The organism is Kitasatospora sp. Xyl93, from assembly GCF_055383135.1.
Genome location: NZ_AP029185.1, coordinates 3282250 through 3300572, shown reverse-complemented (window position 1 = coordinate 3300572; position 18323 = coordinate 3282250). Strand labels below are relative to the sequence as shown.

Genomic DNA, 18323 nt, shown 5'->3' with positions numbered 1-18323 from the left:
TCAGCTCTCCTCAGCCGGTAGTGCGGCGTTCCATACCGCTTCGAAGCTCGCAGCATAGGTGTCGAACAGCGCTCCTGCGCCGGTTTGGCGCAGGTGCCAGACGGGTGCTGCGAAGGCATTGACCCCCCACACGTGTGCATTCACCAGGACTTCGCCATCTGCCCGGTAGAGGCTGTTGTAGAGGGTGGTCCCGTGAGTGCGGATCTCAATGCCCGGTGTGCCGAGCAGTGGGCGGTAATGCATGAGAGCAAGGTGGCACCGAGATTCGATGCCGTGACCGAACCTCTCCTCCTCTCCGCGCTGCCTGACGTTCGCGCTGTCAGGGTCGCCGAGCGCGATCCGGACCGCGCAGCCATCGGCGGCGCGTTCCCGAAGCAGATCGTTGAGGCGTGGGTACGCCTCGTGGAGGAACACAGCTGCGTAGACCAGCACGTCGATGCGCTCTGCAGCTTTCCCGAACAGGTCCACGAAGACGGACACTGGTAGGTCAGCGCGCTGCTCGTGGAGGGCCACCAGCTCGGGACTTATCGCTCTTGCGGCGCGTGGCTGCCGCAGGCTCGGCCACAGTGCGAACATGTCTTCTCCCAGCGCTTCTGCGGCCAGACGGGCCGTCCCCAGCCGGGGCGTCCGGTTCTGATTGGCCCATCGCTCAACCGACTTGGTGTCCACTCCGGCCTTGTCTGCCAGGGCGGCGCACGTCCAACCACCCGACGCCATAACGCCTTTCAGCTTTTCGTTCGGCATCTCGCCTGTCTCTCCGCGAAGCCCGGACTCTTATAGGGACGTTGTACCGCGTGAGGGACGTTCTGAAGTGTCCTTTGCGTGAGGTTTCACCGTCCCGGGCGCTGTCGGAGATTGGTGATTGCTCAGCGGGAGGAGGCCAATGGGTGGTGAAGATGCGGGGCGCGCGGACGTGCGACCGAGCACCGGCCCCTTCGGCTCACCATCCCCACAAGTTCCGCCCCAATTGGGGTGGGTAGCACCACCCAACAGGCAGCCGCCCGTTGGGTCCGATCGGCACGGAGGTATCGAGATGGCCAAGCACGGAGGCGGGACCGGCGACGGCAAGGGCGGCGGGCAGCAGGACGACAGCAACAAGGGCGCCGGGCACGGCGGCGGAGGGTCCGACGAGGGCGGCAACACCTCCGACGGCTCGTCCCCGGCGGGCGGCAAGTGACCGGCGAGACGCACCGGGAGGCGGGCCCCCAGGGGCTCGCCTCCGCGCTTGTGGCCGGCGGCGCGCTCTCCTCGGACTGGCTCCCTTCCTTCGAAGCCGTACCCCGTGAACTGTTCGTCCCGGACCGCATCTGGCCGGGTATCGCGGACGGCACCGAACAGAACCCGGTGGTGTACCGGGCGCAGGACCCCGAAGCGTGGCGGCGGGCGGTCTACTCGGACATCCCCCTGACCACGCAGTGGGACGACGGGGACCATGTGGGGGACGGGCTCGGCACGACGCCGACGTCCTCCAACTCCATGCCCACGATGGTGTTCTCCATGCTCCGGGACCTCGACGTGCGCCCGGGTGACAGGGTGCTGGAGGTCGGCACCGGCACGGGCTGGAACGCGGGCCTCCTCGCCCACCGCCTGGGCAGCCCCAACGTCGTAACTGTCGAGTACGACCCGGACGTCGCTCTCGGCGCCCGGGCGAACCTGGCCCGGGCGGGACTCACACCGACCGTCATCGAGGGCGACGGACGCTCGGGCTGGCCGGACGGCGCTCCCTACGACCGGATCATCGCCACCTGTTCCCTGCTGGAGATTCCTTCAGCATGGCTGGCCCAGTCAGCCCCCGGCGGGATCATCGTGGCGCCCTTCGGCACCGAGTACGGCGGCGAGCAGATCGTCCGGCTGACCGTGAACGACGACGGCACCAGCGCGAGCGGCAGGTTCACCCGGAGCTCCGCGTTCATGCGGCTGCGCCAGCAGCGCACGGACCGGCCGCCCTTCGAGGACTACCTGCGCGGGCAGAACTGGCCCGCCGACGGGAGGAGAATCACCACCGCACTCGCCCCGCCGGACACGGGCGGGTGGTTGGAGCAGTTCGTCATCGGGGCGGCCGTGCCGGGCGTGTTCTGGCGGGCGGAGCGCTACGGCAACGGCGCGTACACCCTCTGGCTCTACAGCCGGGACAAGCGGTCCTGGGCGTCCGCGGACTACGAGCGCGGCCGCAGGGAGTACGAGGTGTACCAGTCCGGCCCCCGGAACCTCTGGGACGAGGTGGAGGCCGCCTGGCACTGGTGGGACGACCAGGGCCGCCCCGGCTTCGACCGGTTCGGCCTCACGGCCGGGCCCGACGGGCACACCGTGTGGCTGGACGGTCCGGAGAACCCGGTGCCGCTCCGGGGCTGAGTCGTTCCGTCGGCTCGACGGGGCGAAGGCCTGGCCGTACCCGGCGATGCCCTCGTGGGGGCCCAGCGCGGCCGGGTCGGCGATCAGCCGCTCCGCGCCGGTGGCCGGAAAGACGACCGGGGCCGCCGTGGATCTCAGGAATCCACGGCGGCCCCGGAGTCGGGAGCCGGAGGCCGGTCCGTCAGCGCACGTCGCCCATGAGGGCCTGGACCTTCTTGCGGTACGTGAAGACGGCGAACCCGGCGAGGGCCGCGAGCGCGGCCTGCATCGCGATGATCCCGGTGCCGTTGAGGTCGACGCCGGCCAGCGAGAGCAGCCCGGTGGTGCAGTCACCGGCGGTGACGGCGAGGAACCAGACGCCCATCATCTGGGAGGCGTACTTCTGCGGCGCCATCTTGGTGGTGACCGAGAGGCCGACCGGGGAGAGGCACAGCTCGCCGATGGTCTGGATCATGTAGATCGAGACGAGCCACATCGGGGAGACCTTGTCGCCGCCGTCCGCCATGTTCATCGGGACGATGAAGATGAAGAACGAGGCGCCGACCAGGAGCAGGCCCATCGAGAACTTCACGATGGTGTTCGGCTCCTTGTTCCGGCGGGAGAGCCAGATCCACAGCCAGGCGAAGACCGGCGCCAGCGCCATCACGAACAGCGGGTTCAGCGACTGGTACCAGGTGGCCGAGAAGCCGAAGCCGAACAGGGTGTCCGCGGTCTTCTTGTCCGCGAACAGGGAGAGCGTCGACCCGCCCTGGTCGTAGATCATCCAGAAGGCGGCGGCCGCGGCGAAGAACCAGATGTACGCGGACATCTTGGACTGCTCGGCGGCGCTCAGCTCCTTGTCGCGCTTGATCCGGACCAGCACGGCGACGGGGATGAGCAGCCCGGCCAGGGTCAGCGGGACCAGGGCCCAGTTCAGCGTGTAGACGCCCATCGCGACGATGGCGCCGTAGAACGCGGCGGCGGCGAGGACCGTGACGCCGACCTTCACCAGCAGGCTCTTGCGCTCCGCCGGCAGCAGCGGGTTCGGGACCTCGCTGCTCTTCTCGCTCAGGTGGCGGCTGCCCAGCAGGAACTGCACCAGGCCGAGGGCCATGCCGACCGCGGCCAGGCCGAAGCCCAGGTGCCAGTTGTGCTCCTTGCCGATCGTCCCGATGACGAACGGGGCGACGAAGGCACCGAGGTTGATGCTCATGTAGAAGACGGTGAAGCCACCGTCGCGGCGCGGGTCCTCGGGGCCGTTGTAGAGGTGGCCGACCATCGTGGAGATGTTGGCCTTCAGCAGCCCGGAGCCGACCGCGACCAGGAGCAGACCGGCGAAGAACGCCGCCTGGCCCGGGACGGCCAGCGCGATGTGGCCGGCCACGATCACGGACCCGGCGATGGCGACGGTCTTGCGGGCGCCCCAGACCCGGTCGCCGAACCAGCCGCCCGGGTAGGCCATGAGGTAGACCATCGAGACGTAGACGGAGTAGATCGCCGTCGCCATCGTGGCCGTCATGGCGAGGCCGCCGCCCTGGCTGCCGACAGCGGCGTCGGCGCCTCCGGAGACCAGGTAGTAGATCAGCAGGGCGCGCATGCCGTAGTAGGAGAAGCGCTCCCACATCTCGGTCATGAACAGGGTGGCGAGACCTCGGGGGTGCCCGAGGAAGGTCTTGCCGCTGGGAGAGGCCGACGAGATGTCGGCTTCCAGGGTCTTAGACGCCATGAGTACTGGTTCCTTGCCTGACAGCGTCCGCCTAGGGGGGTGGCGGCGGACGTGGACGAAACCACTCTACGTGGCGACATTTGGCTTTATCAGATGACAAAAGCCTTGAATCAGGTACGGGAATGGCAAAGTTGGCGACAGATCTGCCCGATCTATCGATGGTAGACGGGCGTGTCTTCCTTCGGTTTCAAGATCCAAACGAAGAATCTTCGCCGAACAGCCGGTCCGTCACCCCGGGTTGAGCCCCTTTGTGGGCTTGTATAACGATCACGCTCTGTGAACTACCTCACAGGGCATCCGGGCTCACCCCGGCGGACTACCATCACCCCATGACCTGTGTGCTGCTCGCCGAGGACGATCCGGCGATCTCCGAACCGCTCGCCCGGGCCCTGCGACGCGAGGGCTACGAGGTGCTCGTCCGCGAGGACGGTCCGACCGCACTGGCCGCCGGCCTCACCGAGGAGGTCGATCTCGTCGTCCTGGACCTCGGCCTGCCCGAGATGGACGGCCTGGAGGTCTGTCGCCGCCTGCGCGCCGACGGCAAGAGCTGCCCGGTCCTGGTGCTCACCGCCCGCGCGGACGAGGTGGACACCGTGGTCGGCCTGGACGCCGGCGCCGACGACTACGTCACCAAGCCGTTCCGCCTGGCCGAGCTGCTCGCCCGGGTCCGGGCCCTGCTCCGGCGCGGCAACGTCGACCAGCTCACCACCGGCGCGCACGGTGTGAAGATCGACATCGAGTCCCACCGGGCCTGGCTCGGCGACGAGGAACTCACCCTCTCCGCCAAGGAGTTCGAGCTGCTGCGGGTCCTGGTCCGGGACGCCGGCCGGGTGGTCACCCGCGAGGAGATCATGCGGCAGGTCTGGGACACCACCTGGTGGACCTCCACCAAGACGCTGGACATGCACATCTCCTGGCTCCGCAAGAAGCTCGGCGACGACGCGGCCAACCCGCGCTACATCGCCACCGTGCGCGGCGTCGGGTTCCGGTTCGAGAAGAATTAGCCCCCTGACCAGGCCCTCGGCCGACAGCGGCGGACCACCCAGGGGAGCGGCGGCGTGAAGCGCAGGATGATCAACTCGCTGCTGGGCGTCGTCCTGGTGGTGGTCGTGGTGTTCTGCGTGCCGATCGCCCTGGTCGAGAAGCGGACCATCGTCAACTCGGCCCAGGACCGGGTGGACGCGGCCGCCGTCCGGGTGCTCGCCCTGGTCGAGAGCCGGCTCGCCGCGGGGGAGCCGGTCACCGGGCGGGCCTTCCAGAGCCAGGTCACCGAGGGCAGCTACGTCGAGGTGCAGGTGCCCGGCCAGCCGGTGGTCTCCGCGGGCGAGCGCCCGGCCGGGAGCCACCTGCTGAAGGCCGTCGAACGTGGCAACAGCGGCGAGACCGTCACCGTCGAGCAGTCCCGCGAGGACGTCGACCACGAGATCGCCAACAACCTCCTGCTGCTCGGCGTCGTCGCCCTGCTCGCCGTCCAGGCCGCGGTGGCGCTCGCCGTCTGGCAGGCCAAGCGGCTCGCCCGGCCGCTCACCGACCTCGCCGAGACCGCCGAGCGGCTCGGCTCCGGCGACCCCCGCCCGCGCGACCGCCGCTACGGGGTGCCCGAGCTGGACCGGGTCGCCGAGGTGCTGGACACCAGCGCCGAGCGGATCGCCCGGATGCTCACCGCCGAGCGCCGGCTCGCCGCCGACGCCTCGCACCAGCTGCGCACCCCGCTCACCGCGCTCTCCATGCGGCTGGAGGAGATCACCGCCCTCGCCGAGGACCCGCGGACGGTCCGGGAGGAGGCGACCATCGCCCTCCAGCAGGTCGAGCGGCTCACCGACGTGGTGCAGCGGCTGCTCACCACCCAGCGCGACCCGCGCAGCCCGACCGCCGTCGCCTTCGACCTGGACGACGTGATCAAGCAGCAGGTGGAGGAGTGGGGCCCGACGCTGCGCGAGCAGGGCCGGGTGCTCTCCCTGGAGGGGCTGCACGGGGTCACCGTGGTCGGCACCCCGGGGACGGTGGCCCAGGTGCTGGCCACCCTGATCGAGAACTCGCTGATGCACGGCGCCGGGACGATCACCCTGCGGGTCCGGCCGTCCGGCACCTCGGTGGTGGTCGAGGTCCAGGACGAGGGCGCCGGCGTGCCGGCGGACCTCGGCAACCGGGTGTTCGAACGCGCGGTCAGCGGGCGCAACTCCACCGGCATCGGGCTGGCCGTCGCCCGCGACCTCGCGGAGGCGGACGGCGGGCGGCTCGAACTGCTCTCGCTGAAGCCGGCGGTCTTCGCGCTCTTCCTCGGACGCGGCCACCGGGACTGAGCGGCCCGCACGAGGCGGGGGTGGGGGTGGGGACCTACTCGGCCTTGGCGAAGCGGATCCGCTCGGCGGCCAGCATCAGCTCGGCCTGGGCGGCCAGCTCCTGTCCGCCGGCGCTGTCCGCCGCCTGCTGGGCGGGCAGCTCGACGGGCTCCGGTACGGCCTTGAACACCCAGGTGCGGTACGAGACGAAGCGGAACACGGTGGCGACGGCGAGGCCGATCACCTTGGCGCCGATCTGCTCGTAGTGCGAACGCAGGTCGAGCACGTACACCGAGAAGCCGAGCACCCCGGTCTCGATCAGCATGCCGATGCCGCTGTAGACCAGGAAGAGGGTGATCTCGCGCTTGCGGGAGGCGGCGTCGCGGTCCCGGTACAGCCAGTAGCGGTAGCCCAGGTAGTTGGTCGCGATGGCGATCACCGTCGCGACGATGTTCGACCGGACCGAGGCCAGGCCCATGCCGTTGATGCAGACCCAGAAGACGGCGAAGTTGACCACCACGCCGCTCAGGCCGACGATGCCGAACTTCACGACCTCGCCCGTGAGCCCGCGCAGTTTCTGCGCGAGCGGGGGTTTCGAAGCTGCGGTCGTCGCCATACCGGACTGCCTCCATGTGCCTGCGGGACGAAAGGGCCGGCCGCGACGGAGCGGCGACCCCTTGAGCCCTGCGTGCACGCACATGATCGGACCGCGCAGACCAGGACCTAGCCGACCAGGCTACCCGCTTCCACCGAACGGCTCAGCCCTCAGGGCGGCAGGTTGACATCTACGCGCGTCCGCTCCGAAGGCCCCACCTGCGGCTCCACCGCCCCCCACCGGCCCGGATATCCTGGGCCGCGTGACTTCCCCGGGCAATGTGAATTTTCCAGTGGTCGGCATGATCGGTGGCGGGCAGTTGGCCCGCATGGCACACCAGGCGGGCATCCCGCTCGGGGTCAGGTTCAAACTCCTCGCCGACACGCCCCAGGACTCCGCCGCGCAGGTGGTCTCCGAGGTCGTCCTCGGTGACTACCGCGACCTCGACACCCTGCGCGCCTTCGCCGCCGGCTGCGACGTGATCACCTTCGACCACGAGCACGTCCCCACCGAGCACCTGCGGGCCCTGGAGGCCGACGGCATCGCCGTCCGCCCCGGCCCGGAGGCGCTGGTCAACGCCCAGGACAAGGGCGTGATGCGGGCCAGGCTGGACTCCATCGGCGTCCCCTGCCCCCGGCACCGGATCGTCGCCGACCCGGCCGACGTGACCGCCTTCGCCGAGGAGGGCGCCGGCTACCCCGTCGTCCTGAAGACCGTCCGCGGCGGCTACGACGGCAAGGGCGTCTGGGTCGTCGACGACGAGGAGCAGGCGCACGCCCCGTTCCTGGCCGGCGTCGCGGTGCTGGCCGAGGAGAAGGTCGACTTCGTCCGCGAGCTGGCCGCCAACGTGGTCCGCTCGCCCAGCGGCCAGGCCGTCGCCTACCCGGTGGTGGAGAGCGTCCAGGAGAACGGCGTCTGCGCCGAGGTCACCGCCCCCGCACCGGACCTCGACCCGGCCCTGTCCGACGAGGCCCAGCAGCTCGCCCTGCGGATCGCCGGCGAACTCGGCATCGTCGGCCACCTCGCCGTCGAGCTGTTCCAGACCCGGGACGGCCGCATCCTGGTCAACGAGCTGGCCATGCGCCCGCACAACTCCGGGCACTGGACCCAGGACGGCGCGGTCACCTCGCAGTTCGAGAACCACCTGCGGGCCGTCCTCGACCTCCCGCTCGGCGACCCCCGCCCGCGCGCCGCGTGGACCGTCATGGTCAACGTCCTCGGCGGCGACTACCCGGACATGTACCGCCCCTTCCTGCACTGCATGGCCCGCGACCCCGGGCTGCGGATCCACATGTACGGGAAGGACGTGAAGCCCGGCCGCAAGGTCGGCCACGTCAACGTCTTCGGGGACGACCTCGAAGACGTCCGCGAGCGCGCCCGCCACGCGGCCGCCTACCTGCGAGGAACGATCACCGAATGACCTCCGCCGCTCCTGTTGTTGGCATCGTGATGGGCTCCGACTCCGACTGGCCGGTCATGGAGGCCGCCGCCCAGGCGCTCGACGAGTTCGAGGTCCCCTACGAGGTGGACGTCGTCTCCGCCCACCGGATGCCCCGCGAGATGGTCGAGTACGGCGAGCGGGCCCACCAGCGCGGCCTGAAGGCGATCATCGCGGGCGCCGGCGGCGCGGCCCACCTGCCGGGCATGCTCGCCTCCGTCACCCCGCTGCCGGTCATCGGCGTGCCGGTGCCGCTGCGCTACCTGGACGGCATGGACAGCCTGCTGTCGATCGTCCAGATGCCGGCCGGCGTCCCGGTGGCGACCGTCTCGGTGGCCGGCGCGCGCAACGCCGGCCTGCTCGCGGTGCGGATGCTCGCCGCCTTCGACCCCGAGCTGACCGAGAAGATGACCGACTTCCAGGCCGAACTGAACAACCAGGCCACCGAGAAGGGCAAGAAGCTGCGCGCCAAGGTGGCCGGCTCCTCGTCCTTCGGCTTCGGCAAGTAATCCCGCTGGTGGGGGTGGGGTAGAACAGCCCGTATGACTTCTCGGACGGACTCCCCCACCCCGCTGGACCGCGCCCGCGCCCTGCTGCGCACCGCCCCCGTGGTGGACGGCCACAACGACCTCCCGTGGGCGATGCGCGAGCAGGCCGGGTACGACCTCGGCGCGCTCGACCTCGCCGCCGACCAGAGCGACCGGCTGCACACCGACCTCGACCGCCTGGCGCGGGGCGGGGTCGGCGCGCAGTTCTGGTCCGTCTACGTCCCCTCCTCGCTGGCCGGCGACCACGCGGTGAGCGCCACCCTGGAGCAGGTCGACTTCGTCCACGCCCTGGTCGATCGCTACCCGGACCGGCTGCGGCTGGCCCGTACCGCCGCCGACATGGAGGCCGCCCGCGCCGAGGGCCGGATCGCCTCGCTGATGGGCGCCGAGGGCGGCCACTCCATCGACTGCTCGCTGGCCACCCTGCGCGCCCTGTACGAGCTGGGCGTGCGGTACCTGACGCTCACCCACAACGACAACGTGCCGTGGGCGGACTCCGCGACCGACGAGCCGGCGGCCGGCGGGCTGACCCGGTTCGGCGAGGAGGTCGTCCGGGAGATGAACCGGCTCGGCATGCTGGTCGACCTCTCGCACGTCTCCGCCGACACCATGCGCGACGCCCTGCGGGTGAGCGAGGCGCCGGTGGTCTTCTCGCACTCCTCCTCGCGCGCGGTCTGCGACCACCCGCGCAACGTCCCGGACGACGTGCTCGCCCAGCTGCCCGCCAACGGCGGGGTGGCGATGGCCACCTTCGTGCCGAAGTTCATCCTGCCCGCCGCCATCGAGTGGACCCGGGCCGCCGACGAGAACATGCGCGCCCACGGCTTCGACCCGCTGGACACCACCCCGCCGGCCATGGAGCGCCAGCGCGCCTTCGAGGCCGCCAACCCGCGCCCGATCGCCACCCCGGCCACCGTCGCCGACCACCTCGACCACATGCGCGAGGTGGCCGGCATCGACCACATCGGCATCGGCGGCGACTTCGACGGCACCGCCTTCCTGCCGGACGGCCTGGAATCGGTGGCCGGCTACCCCAACCTGGTCGCCGAACTCCTCGGACGGCACTGGTCGGAGGCCGACCTGGCCAAGCTGACCTGGCACAACGCCGTCCGCGTCCTGCGCGACGCCGAGTCGGTGGCCGCCGGGCTGCGCGGCAGCCGCCGCCCGTCCATCGCCACCATCGACCGCCTGGACGGCCCGGGCTCCCAGCGGGGCTAGGGACCGTCTCCGGGATTCCGGCGGACCCGGTGAGGATCCGAGGGACGGGCTCCTAGCCGAGCCGCGGGATCTCGATCGCCGGGCACCTGTCCATCACCATGGCCGGCCCGGCCGCCCGGGTCCGTTCGTAGGCGGCCTCGTCCACCACGCCCAGCTGGAACCAGACCGCCTTCGCCCCGGCCGCCACCGCCTGGTCGGCCACCTCCCCGGCGAGTTCGGAGCGGACGAACACGTCCACCACGTCCACCGGGAACGGGATCTCGGCGAGCGAGGCGTAGCCCTGCTCGCCGAGGACCGTCTCGGCCTTCGGGTGCACGGGCACGATCCGCTTGCCGTACTTCTGGAGGACCCGGGCCACCCCGTACGCCGCCCGGGCGGTGTTGTTCGACAGGCCCACCACGGCCCAGGTGTCGCCCGCGCCGGTGAGGATCCCGCGGACCGTCGCGTCGTCGCCGTAGTTCGTCATGCCGGTACCAACGACGGCCGGGGGCTCGGGATTCCGGCCCCGGGCGCCGCGGGCGGGGGCGTCAGCTCGGGCGGCCGAGGGCGCGGTAGGTCCAGCCGGCGGCGCGCCAGGCGTCGGCGTCCAGGACGTTGCGGCCGTCGAGGAGGCGGCGTTCGGCGACCACGGCGCCGAGCACGGCCGGGTCCAGCTCGCGGAACTCGGACCACTCGGTGAGGTGGAGGACGACGTGGGCGCCCTCGGCGGCCTCCAGGGCGGAGTGGGCGTAGGCGAGGGAGGGGAACATCTTGCGGGCGTTGTCCACGGCCTTCGGGTCGTAGACGGTGACCTGGGCGCCCTGGAGCTGGATCTGGGCGGCCACGTTGAGGGCGGGGGAGTCCCGGATGTCGTCCGAGTTGGGCTTGAAGGCGGCGCCGAGGACGGCGACCCGGCGGCCCAGGAAGCCGTCGCCGCACTGCTCGCGGGCCAGCTCGACCATCCGGGAGCGGCGCCGCATGTTGATCGAGTCGACCTCGCGCAGGAAGGTCAGCGCCTGGTCGGCGCCCAGCTCGCCGGCCCGGGCCATGAACGCGCGGATGTCCTTGGGCAGGCAGCCGCCGCCGAAGCCCAGGCCGGAGTTGAGGAACCTGCCGCCGATCCGCTCGTCGTAGGCGAGCGCCTTGCTGAGCTGGGTGACGTCCGCGCCGGCCGCCTCGCAGACCTCGGCCATCGCGTTGATGAAGGAGATCTTGGTGGCCAGGAAGGAGTTGGCGGCCGCCTTGACCAGCTCGGCGGTCGCGTAGTCGGTGACCATGAACGGCACCCCGGCCGCGATCGGCTCCGCGTACACCTCGCGCAGCAGCCGCTCGGCCCGCTCGCTCTGGGCGCCGACCACGATCCGGTCCGGCCGCAGGGTGTCCTGGACGGCGAAGCCCTCGCGCAGGAACTCGGGGTTCCAGGCGAGTTCGGCGCCCTCGCCGACCGGCGCCAGCGCGGCCAGCCGCTCGGCCAGCCGGGCCGCCGAGCCGACCGGGACGGTGGACTTGCCGACCACCAGGGCGGGGCGGGTCAGGTGCGGCGCCAACTCGTCGAGCGCGGTGTCGACGTACGACATGTCGGCGGCGAACTCGCCCTTGCGCTGCGGGGTGTTGACGCAGATGAAGTGCACGTCGCCGAACTCGGCGGCCTCCTGGGCGGAGGTGGTGAAGCGCAGCCGCCCGGTCGAACCCTCGTGCCCGGCCACGTGCTTGAGCAGCAGTTCGGACAGCCCGGGCTCGTACATCGGGACGCGGCCGGCGGTCAGCATGGCGATCTTGTCGGGGTCGATGTCCAGACCCAGCACCTCGAAGCCGAACTCGGCCATCGCGGCGGCGTGCGTGGCGCCGAGGTAGCCGGTGCCGATCACGGAGATGCGGAGGGTCACGGGTTCTCCTTGGATGCGGACGCGACCAGTACGAATGCCCTGATGCTATCCGTCCGCGACGGGCGCACCGGGATCACCCGGGACGCTAGGCAGCCGCAGGTCGGCGCCCTAGGATCTCTACTGAACGGTAGTTAACCGCGGATTCACTCGCACCGGGCACCGATCGGACCTCGATCGGGCGCCGGTCACCGAACGACGAGGCAGGCATCATGGCGGGCAGCGCAGGGGCGGCTGACTTCGATCTCTTCCGTATCTCCGAGGAGCACGGGATGCTCCGTGAGGCGGTGCGTTCGCTGGCCGAGGCGAAGATCGCTCCGTTCGCGGCGGAGGTGGACGAGCTGGGGCGGTTCCCGCAGGAGGCGCTGGACGCGCTGCAGGGTGCTGATCTGCACGCGGTGCACGTGCCGGAGGAGTACGGCGGTGCGGGGGCGGACGCGCTGGCGACGGTGATCGTGATCGAGGAGGTCGCGCGGGTGTGCGCGTCGTCGTCGTTGATCCCGGCGGTGAACAAGCTCGGTTCGCTGCCGGTGCAGCTGTCGGGTTCGGAGGAGTTGAAGGCGAGGTACCTGGGGGCGCTGGCCCGTGGGGAGGGGATGTTCTCGTACTGCCTGTCGGAGCCGGAGGCGGGTTCGGACGCGGCGGGGATGCGGACCCGGGCGGTGCGGGACGGTGACTTCTGGGTGCTGAACGGTGTGAAGCGGTGGATCACCAACGCGGGGGTGTCGGAGTTCTACACGGTGATGGCGGTGACGGACCCGGAGAAGCGGTCGAAGGGCATCTCGGCGTTCGTGGTGGAGAAGGGCGACGAGGGGGTGTCGTTCGGTGCGCCGGAGAAGAAGCTGGGGATCAAGGGGTCGCCGACGCGTGAGGTGTACTTCGACAACGTGCGGATTCCGGCGGACCGGATGATCGGTGCGGAGGGTACGGGTTTCGCGACGGCGATGCGGACGCTGGACCACACGCGGGTGACGATCGCGGCGCAGGCGGTGGGGATCGCGCAGGGGGCGCTGGACTACGCCAAGGGGTACGTGAAGGAGCGCAGGCAGTTCGGGAAGGCGATCGCGGAGTTCCAGGGTGTGCAGTTCATGCTGGCGGACATGGCGATGAAGCTGGAGGCGGCGCGGCAGATGACGTACGTCGCGGCGGCGAAGTCGCAGCGCGGGGACGCGGACCTGACGTTCTTCGGTGCGGCGGCGAAGTGCTACGCGTCGGACGCGGCGATGGAGATCACGACGGACGCGGTGCAGTTGCTGGGCGGGTACGGGTACACGCGGGACTACCCGGTGGAGCGGATGATGCGGGACGCGAAGATCACGCAGATCTACGAGGGCACCAACCAGGTCCAGCGGATCGTGATGGCCCGCAACCTCCCGTAGTCCGTCACCTGCGACGACGTACGTCCACGGCCCCCGACCGCCCTTCCGCGGTCGGGGGCCGTATGTCGTCCGGCGTCGAACCGTCCTGGACGCGGCGCCCGCGCCGGTGTCATAAATGATCGTCAATTCGTTGCCGAGGCACGACGATTGCGGGAGATCGACGATCATGGGAAACACCTCCGAGCAGCACCCCGCCGGCCGGGTCTGGCTGATCACCGGCGCCAACTCCGGCTTCGGCCGGGCGATCGCCGAGGCCGCGCTGGCGGCCGGCGACACCGTGGTGGCCGCCGCCCGGCGCCCCGGGACGCTGGCGGACCTGGCCGCCGCGCACCCGGACCGGCTGTTCCCGGTCGAGCTGGACGTCACCGACCAGGAGCGGATCCCGGCCGTCGTCGAGGAGACGGTGCGACGGCACGGCCGGATCGACGTCCTGGTGAACAACGCCGGGCGCGGACTGATCGGCGCCGTCGAGGAGTCCACCGACCGCGAACTGCGGGACCTGATGGAGCTGCACTTCTTCGGCCCGGCCGCGCTCACCCGGGCCGTGCTGCCGCACCTGCGGGCCCAGGGCTCGGGCGCGGTGGTGCAGATGAGCAGCATGGGCGGCCGCTTCAGCTTCCCCGGGGTGGGCGCCTACTCGGCCACCAAGTTCGCCCTGGAGGGGCTGTCCGAGGCGCTGGCCAAGGAGGTGGCCGGCTTCGGGATCAAGGTGCTGATCGTCGAGCCCGGCGCGTTCCGGACCGGCTTCGCGGGCGGCGGCGCGCTCGCCCACTCCACCCCGATCGAGGCGTACGAGCCGGTGGTCTCCCCGGTCCGCACCGGGCTGCCGGACACCGACGGCAAGCAGCCCGGGGACCCGGCGCGGGCCGCCGGGGCGATCCTGGCCGCGCTGGCCGCCGAGCGGACCCCGCTGCGGCTGGCGCTCGGCAGCGACGCGGTGGACGGCGTCCTCGGCACCCTCGAAGCGGCGCGGCAGGAGGCCGAGGAGTGGGCGGAGGTCGGCCGCGGCACCGACTTCCCGGCCGGCGAGTAGCGGCCTCCCGGCGGGGCGGCCCGCCGTCGGGGCGACCCCCGGGCCCGCCGCCGGGCGGAAAAGCACGCGACGGCGGGCGGCCGTGCTCCGTAGGCTGCCCGCCATGTCGATCACGCCCGCCGAGCTCAGCCTGGCCCCCGTCACCCCCGAGAACGTCGATGCCGCCCTCGCCCTGCGGGTCCGCCCCGACCAGGAGGGCCTGGTCGCGCCGGTGGTGAAGTCGCTGGCCGAGGCGTACGCGTACGGGGAGACCGCCTGGCCCCGGCTGATCCTGGACGGCGAGCGGCCGGTCGGCTTCGTGATGGCCTTCTTCGACATCACCTTCTACCCGGACCGCCCCGGCGACCGCCCGCGCTCCGGCCTGTGGCGGCTGCTGATCGACGCCGGGCAGCAGCGCGGCGGCTACGGCCGCTTCGCCGTCGAGCAGGTCTGCGAGGAGGTCCGCCGCCGCGGCGGCACCCGTGCGACGGTCAGCTACGTCCCCGGCCCGGACGGCCCGGAGGGGTTCTACGCCCGTCTGGGCTTCCGTCCGACCGGGGAGCTGAGCGGGGACCAGACCGTCGCCGAGCTGGACCTCCCGCCGCTCGGCTGAGCGGCGGCGCCGCCCGTCTCCCGCCCCCGGGCCGGTCCGCGCGACCGGTGCCGCCGGCGGCGGCCGCCGGGTAGGGTCCCGGACCATGACCGAGCCGGACTTCCTCGCCGAGACCAGGGTGTTCTACGACGCCATCGCCGCCGAGTACGCCGACCGCTACCGGGACGCGCTGGGCGGGATGCCGATGGACCGGGCGATGCTGGCGCTCTTCGCCGACCTGGTCCGCGCCGAGCGGCCGGACGCCAGGACGGCCGAAGTCGGCTGCGGTCCGGGCCGGATGACCGGCCCGCTGCACCGGCTCGGCCTGGACGTGCACGGGATCGACCTCTCCCCGCGGATGGTCGAGCTGGCCCGGCAGGCCCACCCGGAGGTGCCGTTCAGCGTCGGCTCGATGTTCGATCTCCCCTTCGGGGACGGGGAGTTGACCGGTGTGGTGGCCTGGTACTCGATCATCCACACCCCGCCGGAGCGGCTCCCCGAGGTGTTCGCCGAGTTCGCCCGGGTGCTCGCCCCCGGCGGCCACCTGATGCTCGCCTTCCAGGTCGGCGAACGGCCCCTGCACCTGGAGCGGCCGTTCGGCCGCCCGGTGTCGCTGGACTTCCGCCGGCTGCGGCCGGAGCAGGTCGAGGAGCTGGCCCGGGAGGCCGGTCTGCCGGTCACCTCCCGTACGGTCCGCGAGCCGGAGGGGGACGAGAAGACCCCGCAGGCCTACCTGCTGGCCCGCAAGCCGAAGGGCTGAGCCCCCGGCGGGCCCCGAGCGGCCCTCGGGCGGCCCTCAGGCGGCCTCGGAGGCGGCCGGCGGCTGCCCGGAGGCGGCCGCGATCACCTCGTCCAGCACCTCGCGGGAGCGCAGCAGGTCGCTGATCGTCCGGTCGATCCGCTCGCGCTCGGCGGTGAGCTCGTCGACCAGCAGCGGGGTGGCGATCTCGCTCGGGCTGCCGTCGGAGTCCCGCATGCAGGGGAGGATCTTGTAGATGGTGCGGCTGTGCAGGCCGGCCGCGAACAGCTCCTGGATGTGCACGACCCGGTCGACGGCGGCCTCCGGGTACTCCCGGTGGCCGCCCTCGGTGCGGCGGGCGGCCAGCAGGCCCTGCTGCTCGTAGTAGCGCAGCGAGCGCTCGCTCACGCCCGTCCGCCGGGCCAGTTCGCCGATCCGCATGCCGTCCACCCCACCGTCCCGGTCATCCTGGTCGTCCCGCGCCAAGGCCTGAAGCCGGCATCGATGGTAGCTTCCCCGGCCCCGCTCGGGGGTGTGAACCGGACGACATGCCCGGGCCGAGCGGCCGGATAACACAGCCGCGTCCGAACTCGCCCGACCGGGGGTACCGAGCGTCGGGCAGATGATCGTGCCATCATCCCTGCATGTCTTCCAACGTTTTCTTCGACATCACGGTCAACGACGAGCCGGCCGGCCGGATCGTCTTCAAGCTGTACGACGACGTCGTTCCGCAGACCGCCCGCAACTTCCGCGAGCTGGCCACCGGCCAGAACGGCTTCGGCTACGAGGGCTCCGGCTTCCACCGCGTGATCCCCGCCTTCATGCTCCAGGGCGGTGACTTCACCAACCACAACGGCACCGGCGGCAAGAGCATCTACGGCGAGAAGTTCGCGGACGAGAACTTCCAGATCAAGCACACCCGCCCGGGCCTGCTGTCGATGGCCAACGCCGGCCGCAACACCAACGGCTCGCAGTTCTTCATCACCACCATCGTCACCGACTGGCTGGACGGCAAGCACGTCGTCTTCGGCGAGGTCGTCGAGGGCATGGACGTCGTGAAGAAGATCGAGGGCCTCGGCTCGCAGAGCGGCCGCACCTCGGCCAAGGTCACCATCGCCAAGTCCGGCGTGGTCGAGTAGTCACCGCCGCCACCTGGCACACACCGCCCCGGAGCGGGACGTCGGATCTTCCGGCCTCCCGCTCCGGGGCGGTTTCGTACCCGTTCGCTCCCGCTTCTGCTCCCGCTCCGGCTTCGGCGACCGGGCGCGGTGCGGTGCGGTGCGGTGCGGCGGGCAGGGTATCCCGGAGCGCCGCCCTCCGGGCCGGAACCGGGCAATCCTGTCGCCCTGCTTCGCCGGGGCCCTACGCTCGACTTCGGACGCGGCCCGACCGCGGCCGAACTCGACTCTGCGGCAAGGTGGTTGACCGATGATGGAGCAGGGCGCCGACGACGGCGAGGTGACCTACGAACAGGTGACGGTGGTCTCCCTGGTCGGCTGCGAGCCGGTCGCCCCGGCGCGGTTCGCCGTCCGGGTCGTCCGCGAGGGCATGACCGTCAAGCGCGTGGCGGGCTACTGGGTGCGCTGGGACGAGCGGTGGGGCCCGGAGGAGGTCCGCCACCACGCCCGCTGGGTCGCGGACGAGGAGTACGTGCGGCCGGAGACCGGCAGCCTGGACGGCACCCTCGCGGTGATGGTCGCCGCGTACTGGACGGACCCGGCGGGCGGCTTCCCGCGCCGCCCCGGCACCGAGACCGTGGTGACCTTCCGGCCCGGCGAGACCGAGCACGAACTGGTGCTGGAGCAGCCCGCCCCGCCCGTCCCGGCCGTCGCCCCGCACCGCCCGGCCTCGCTGTCGGTGCAGCTGACCCACGCGCGGTGGCTGAGCGGCGAGGAGCAGCCGATCCACTACGGTTTCTCGGGTGCCACCGAGGCGGCCGGCGGTGAGGGGGAGTGGCTGGTCCGCTTCCCGGAGTGCGGTACCGGCCTTCTGCCGTACGTCTAGCCGTACCCGCCCGGCGGTACCTCACAGCGGTACGCCACGGCCGTACGTCCGGTCCCGCGGCCGGCCGTGGGGGCGGTTCAGGAGGGGCTCGCGGCCGGCTGGGCCGGCACCGGCGAGGGCCGCCCCCAGTCGCCCGCCCGCAGGCCCACCCTGCGGGCCGGAACGCCGGCCCAGATCTCGCCGGGCCCGGTCGAGCGGGTGAGCACCGCGTTGGCCCCGACGATGGTGCCCGCGCCGACGGTCAGCACGCCCTCCTTGCACACCACCTTGGCGCCCGCGCACAGCACCGCGCCGTCCTCGACCACCACCCGCCGCATCGCGCTCTCCTCCTGCGGCACCCAGGGGTCGGCCCGGCCGATGGTCACGCCGTTGTAGAGCGTCACGCCGGCGCCCAGGGTGGTGTACGGGTGCAGCACGGTGCCGAAGCCGCGGTGGAAGACGAGCAGCCCGGGCCCGATCTCGCAGGCGGCGGGCACCTCCATCCCGTAGAGCGCGAGCGCCTCCTGGACCAGGCGGCCCAGGAGGCGGTGGCGACGGTGGCGGATCAGCGCGGCGACGAGGGACATCCACCCATTGTGGTGGAGCGGTCACGGGAAG

Annotated in this window: 20 protein-coding genes; 13 read left to right on the top strand and 7 right to left on the bottom strand. The window is 71.7% G+C overall.

Translation table 11 applies throughout. The features are described from left to right. Complete coding sequence (locus ACZ5GH_RS14560) at positions 1-744, bottom strand: XRE family transcriptional regulator (RefSeq protein ID WP_387756586.1); 744 nt, start codon at positions 742-744, stop codon at positions 1-3. A 289-nt stretch (positions 745-1033) separates the two neighbouring features. Between ACZ5GH_RS14560 and ACZ5GH_RS14555 the strand changes: the two genes are divergently transcribed. Further along, positions 1034-1177 carry a hypothetical protein gene (locus ACZ5GH_RS14555; protein WP_387756588.1) on the top strand — a complete coding sequence of 48 codons (144 nt, stop codon included), beginning with the start codon at positions 1034-1036 and terminating at the stop codon, positions 1175-1177. Continuing rightward, positions 1174-2352 (top strand): methyltransferase domain-containing protein, encoded by a 1179-nt coding sequence (locus ACZ5GH_RS14550; protein WP_387756590.1) that lies wholly within the window; start codon positions 1174-1176, stop codon positions 2350-2352. Before ACZ5GH_RS14555 ends, ACZ5GH_RS14550 begins: the two co-directional genes overlap by 4 nt. Before the next feature lie 181 nt (positions 2353-2533). Here the strand turns inward: ACZ5GH_RS14550 and ACZ5GH_RS14545 are convergent, their stop codons facing one another. After that, entirely contained in the window at positions 2534-4057 is a 1524-nt protein-coding gene (locus ACZ5GH_RS14545) for a peptide MFS transporter (protein ID WP_387756592.1), read from the bottom strand. A gap of 329 nt (positions 4058-4386) precedes the next feature. Between ACZ5GH_RS14545 and ACZ5GH_RS14540 the strand changes: the two genes are divergently transcribed. Next, positions 4387-5061, top strand: a complete 675-nt coding sequence (locus ACZ5GH_RS14540) for a response regulator transcription factor (protein WP_030058577.1) — start codon at positions 4387-4389, stop codon at positions 5059-5061. 54 nt (positions 5062-5115) lie between these two features. Continuing rightward, complete coding sequence (locus ACZ5GH_RS14535) at positions 5116-6360, top strand: ATP-binding protein (RefSeq protein ID WP_401117137.1); 1245 nt, start codon at positions 5116-5118, stop codon at positions 6358-6360. A 34-nt stretch (positions 6361-6394) separates the two neighbouring features. Here the strand turns inward: ACZ5GH_RS14535 and ACZ5GH_RS14530 are convergent, their stop codons facing one another. Continuing rightward, entirely contained in the window at positions 6395-6955 is a 561-nt protein-coding gene (locus tag ACZ5GH_RS14530; RefSeq protein ID WP_387756596.1) for a GtrA family protein, read from the bottom strand. 259 nt (positions 6956-7214) lie between these two features. Between ACZ5GH_RS14530 and ACZ5GH_RS14525 the strand changes: the two genes are divergently transcribed. From ACZ5GH_RS14525 to ACZ5GH_RS14515, 3 genes are read left to right on the top strand one after another with little or no spacing between them, the layout of a single operon-like run. Continuing rightward, on the top strand, positions 7215-8354 hold the full coding sequence (locus ACZ5GH_RS14525) for a 5-(carboxyamino)imidazole ribonucleotide synthase (RefSeq protein ID WP_401117287.1): 1140 nt from the start codon (positions 7215-7217) through the stop codon (positions 8352-8354). Continuing rightward, positions 8351-8881 (top strand): 5-(carboxyamino)imidazole ribonucleotide mutase, encoded by a 531-nt coding sequence (gene purE / locus ACZ5GH_RS14520; RefSeq protein ID WP_464334454.1) that lies wholly within the window; start codon positions 8351-8353, stop codon positions 8879-8881. Before ACZ5GH_RS14525 ends, purE begins: the two co-directional genes overlap by 4 nt. A 33-nt stretch (positions 8882-8914) precedes the next feature. After that, the gene (locus ACZ5GH_RS14515) at positions 8915-10138 is read left to right on the top strand and encodes a dipeptidase (RefSeq protein ID WP_387756600.1); all 1224 of its coding nucleotides are present in this window, start codon (positions 8915-8917) and stop codon (positions 10136-10138) included. A gap of 52 nt (positions 10139-10190) precedes the next feature. On the opposite strand, the gene ACZ5GH_RS14510 is transcribed toward ACZ5GH_RS14515, so the two are convergent. Continuing rightward, entirely contained in the window at positions 10191-10604 is a 414-nt protein-coding gene (locus ACZ5GH_RS14510) for a CoA-binding protein (protein ID WP_387756602.1), read from the bottom strand. 61 nt (positions 10605-10665) lie between these two features. Beyond that, positions 10666-12003, bottom strand: coding sequence for a UDP-glucose dehydrogenase family protein (locus ACZ5GH_RS14505; RefSeq protein ID WP_387756603.1), 1338 nt, complete (start codon positions 12001-12003; stop codon positions 10666-10668). A 209-nt stretch (positions 12004-12212) separates the two neighbouring features. On the opposite strand from ACZ5GH_RS14505, the gene ACZ5GH_RS14500 reads away from it, so the two are divergent. From ACZ5GH_RS14500 to ACZ5GH_RS14485, 4 genes are all read left to right on the top strand, one after another. After that, positions 12213-13379 (top strand): acyl-CoA dehydrogenase family protein, encoded by a 1167-nt coding sequence (locus ACZ5GH_RS14500; protein ID WP_464334453.1) that lies wholly within the window; start codon positions 12213-12215, stop codon positions 13377-13379. A gap of 166 nt (positions 13380-13545) precedes the next feature. Next, complete coding sequence (locus tag ACZ5GH_RS14495; RefSeq protein ID WP_464334452.1) at positions 13546-14412, top strand: oxidoreductase; 867 nt, start codon at positions 13546-13548, stop codon at positions 14410-14412. A gap of 103 nt (positions 14413-14515) precedes the next feature. Next, positions 14516-15004, top strand: coding sequence for a GNAT family N-acetyltransferase (locus ACZ5GH_RS14490; RefSeq protein ID WP_387760689.1), 489 nt, complete (start codon positions 14516-14518; stop codon positions 15002-15004). Positions 15005-15089: 85 nt separating this feature from the next. Then, positions 15090-15743 carry a class I SAM-dependent methyltransferase gene (locus ACZ5GH_RS14485; RefSeq protein WP_464334451.1) on the top strand — a complete coding sequence of 218 codons (654 nt, stop codon included), beginning with the start codon at positions 15090-15092 and terminating at the stop codon, positions 15741-15743. 36 nt (positions 15744-15779) lie between these two features. Here ACZ5GH_RS14485 and ACZ5GH_RS14480 read toward each other — a convergent pair whose 3' ends face one another. Further along, complete coding sequence (locus ACZ5GH_RS14480; protein WP_387760691.1) at positions 15780-16163, bottom strand: MerR family transcriptional regulator; 384 nt, start codon at positions 16161-16163, stop codon at positions 15780-15782. A gap of 203 nt (positions 16164-16366) precedes the next feature. Here ACZ5GH_RS14480 and ACZ5GH_RS14475 point away from each other — a divergent pair, with 203 nt between their 5' ends. Next, positions 16367-16861 (top strand): peptidylprolyl isomerase, encoded by a 495-nt coding sequence (locus ACZ5GH_RS14475; protein ID WP_387760692.1) that lies wholly within the window; start codon positions 16367-16369, stop codon positions 16859-16861. 289 nt (positions 16862-17150) lie between these two features. Beyond that, complete coding sequence (locus ACZ5GH_RS14470; RefSeq protein ID WP_464334450.1) at positions 17151-17726, top strand: hypothetical protein; 576 nt, start codon at positions 17151-17153, stop codon at positions 17724-17726. Between the two features lie 77 nt (positions 17727-17803). Here the strand turns inward: ACZ5GH_RS14470 and ACZ5GH_RS14465 are convergent, their stop codons facing one another. Continuing rightward, complete coding sequence (locus ACZ5GH_RS14465) at positions 17804-18292, bottom strand: LbetaH domain-containing protein (RefSeq protein ID WP_464334449.1); 489 nt, start codon at positions 18290-18292, stop codon at positions 17804-17806. Between the last annotated feature and the right edge of the window lie 31 nt (positions 18293-18323).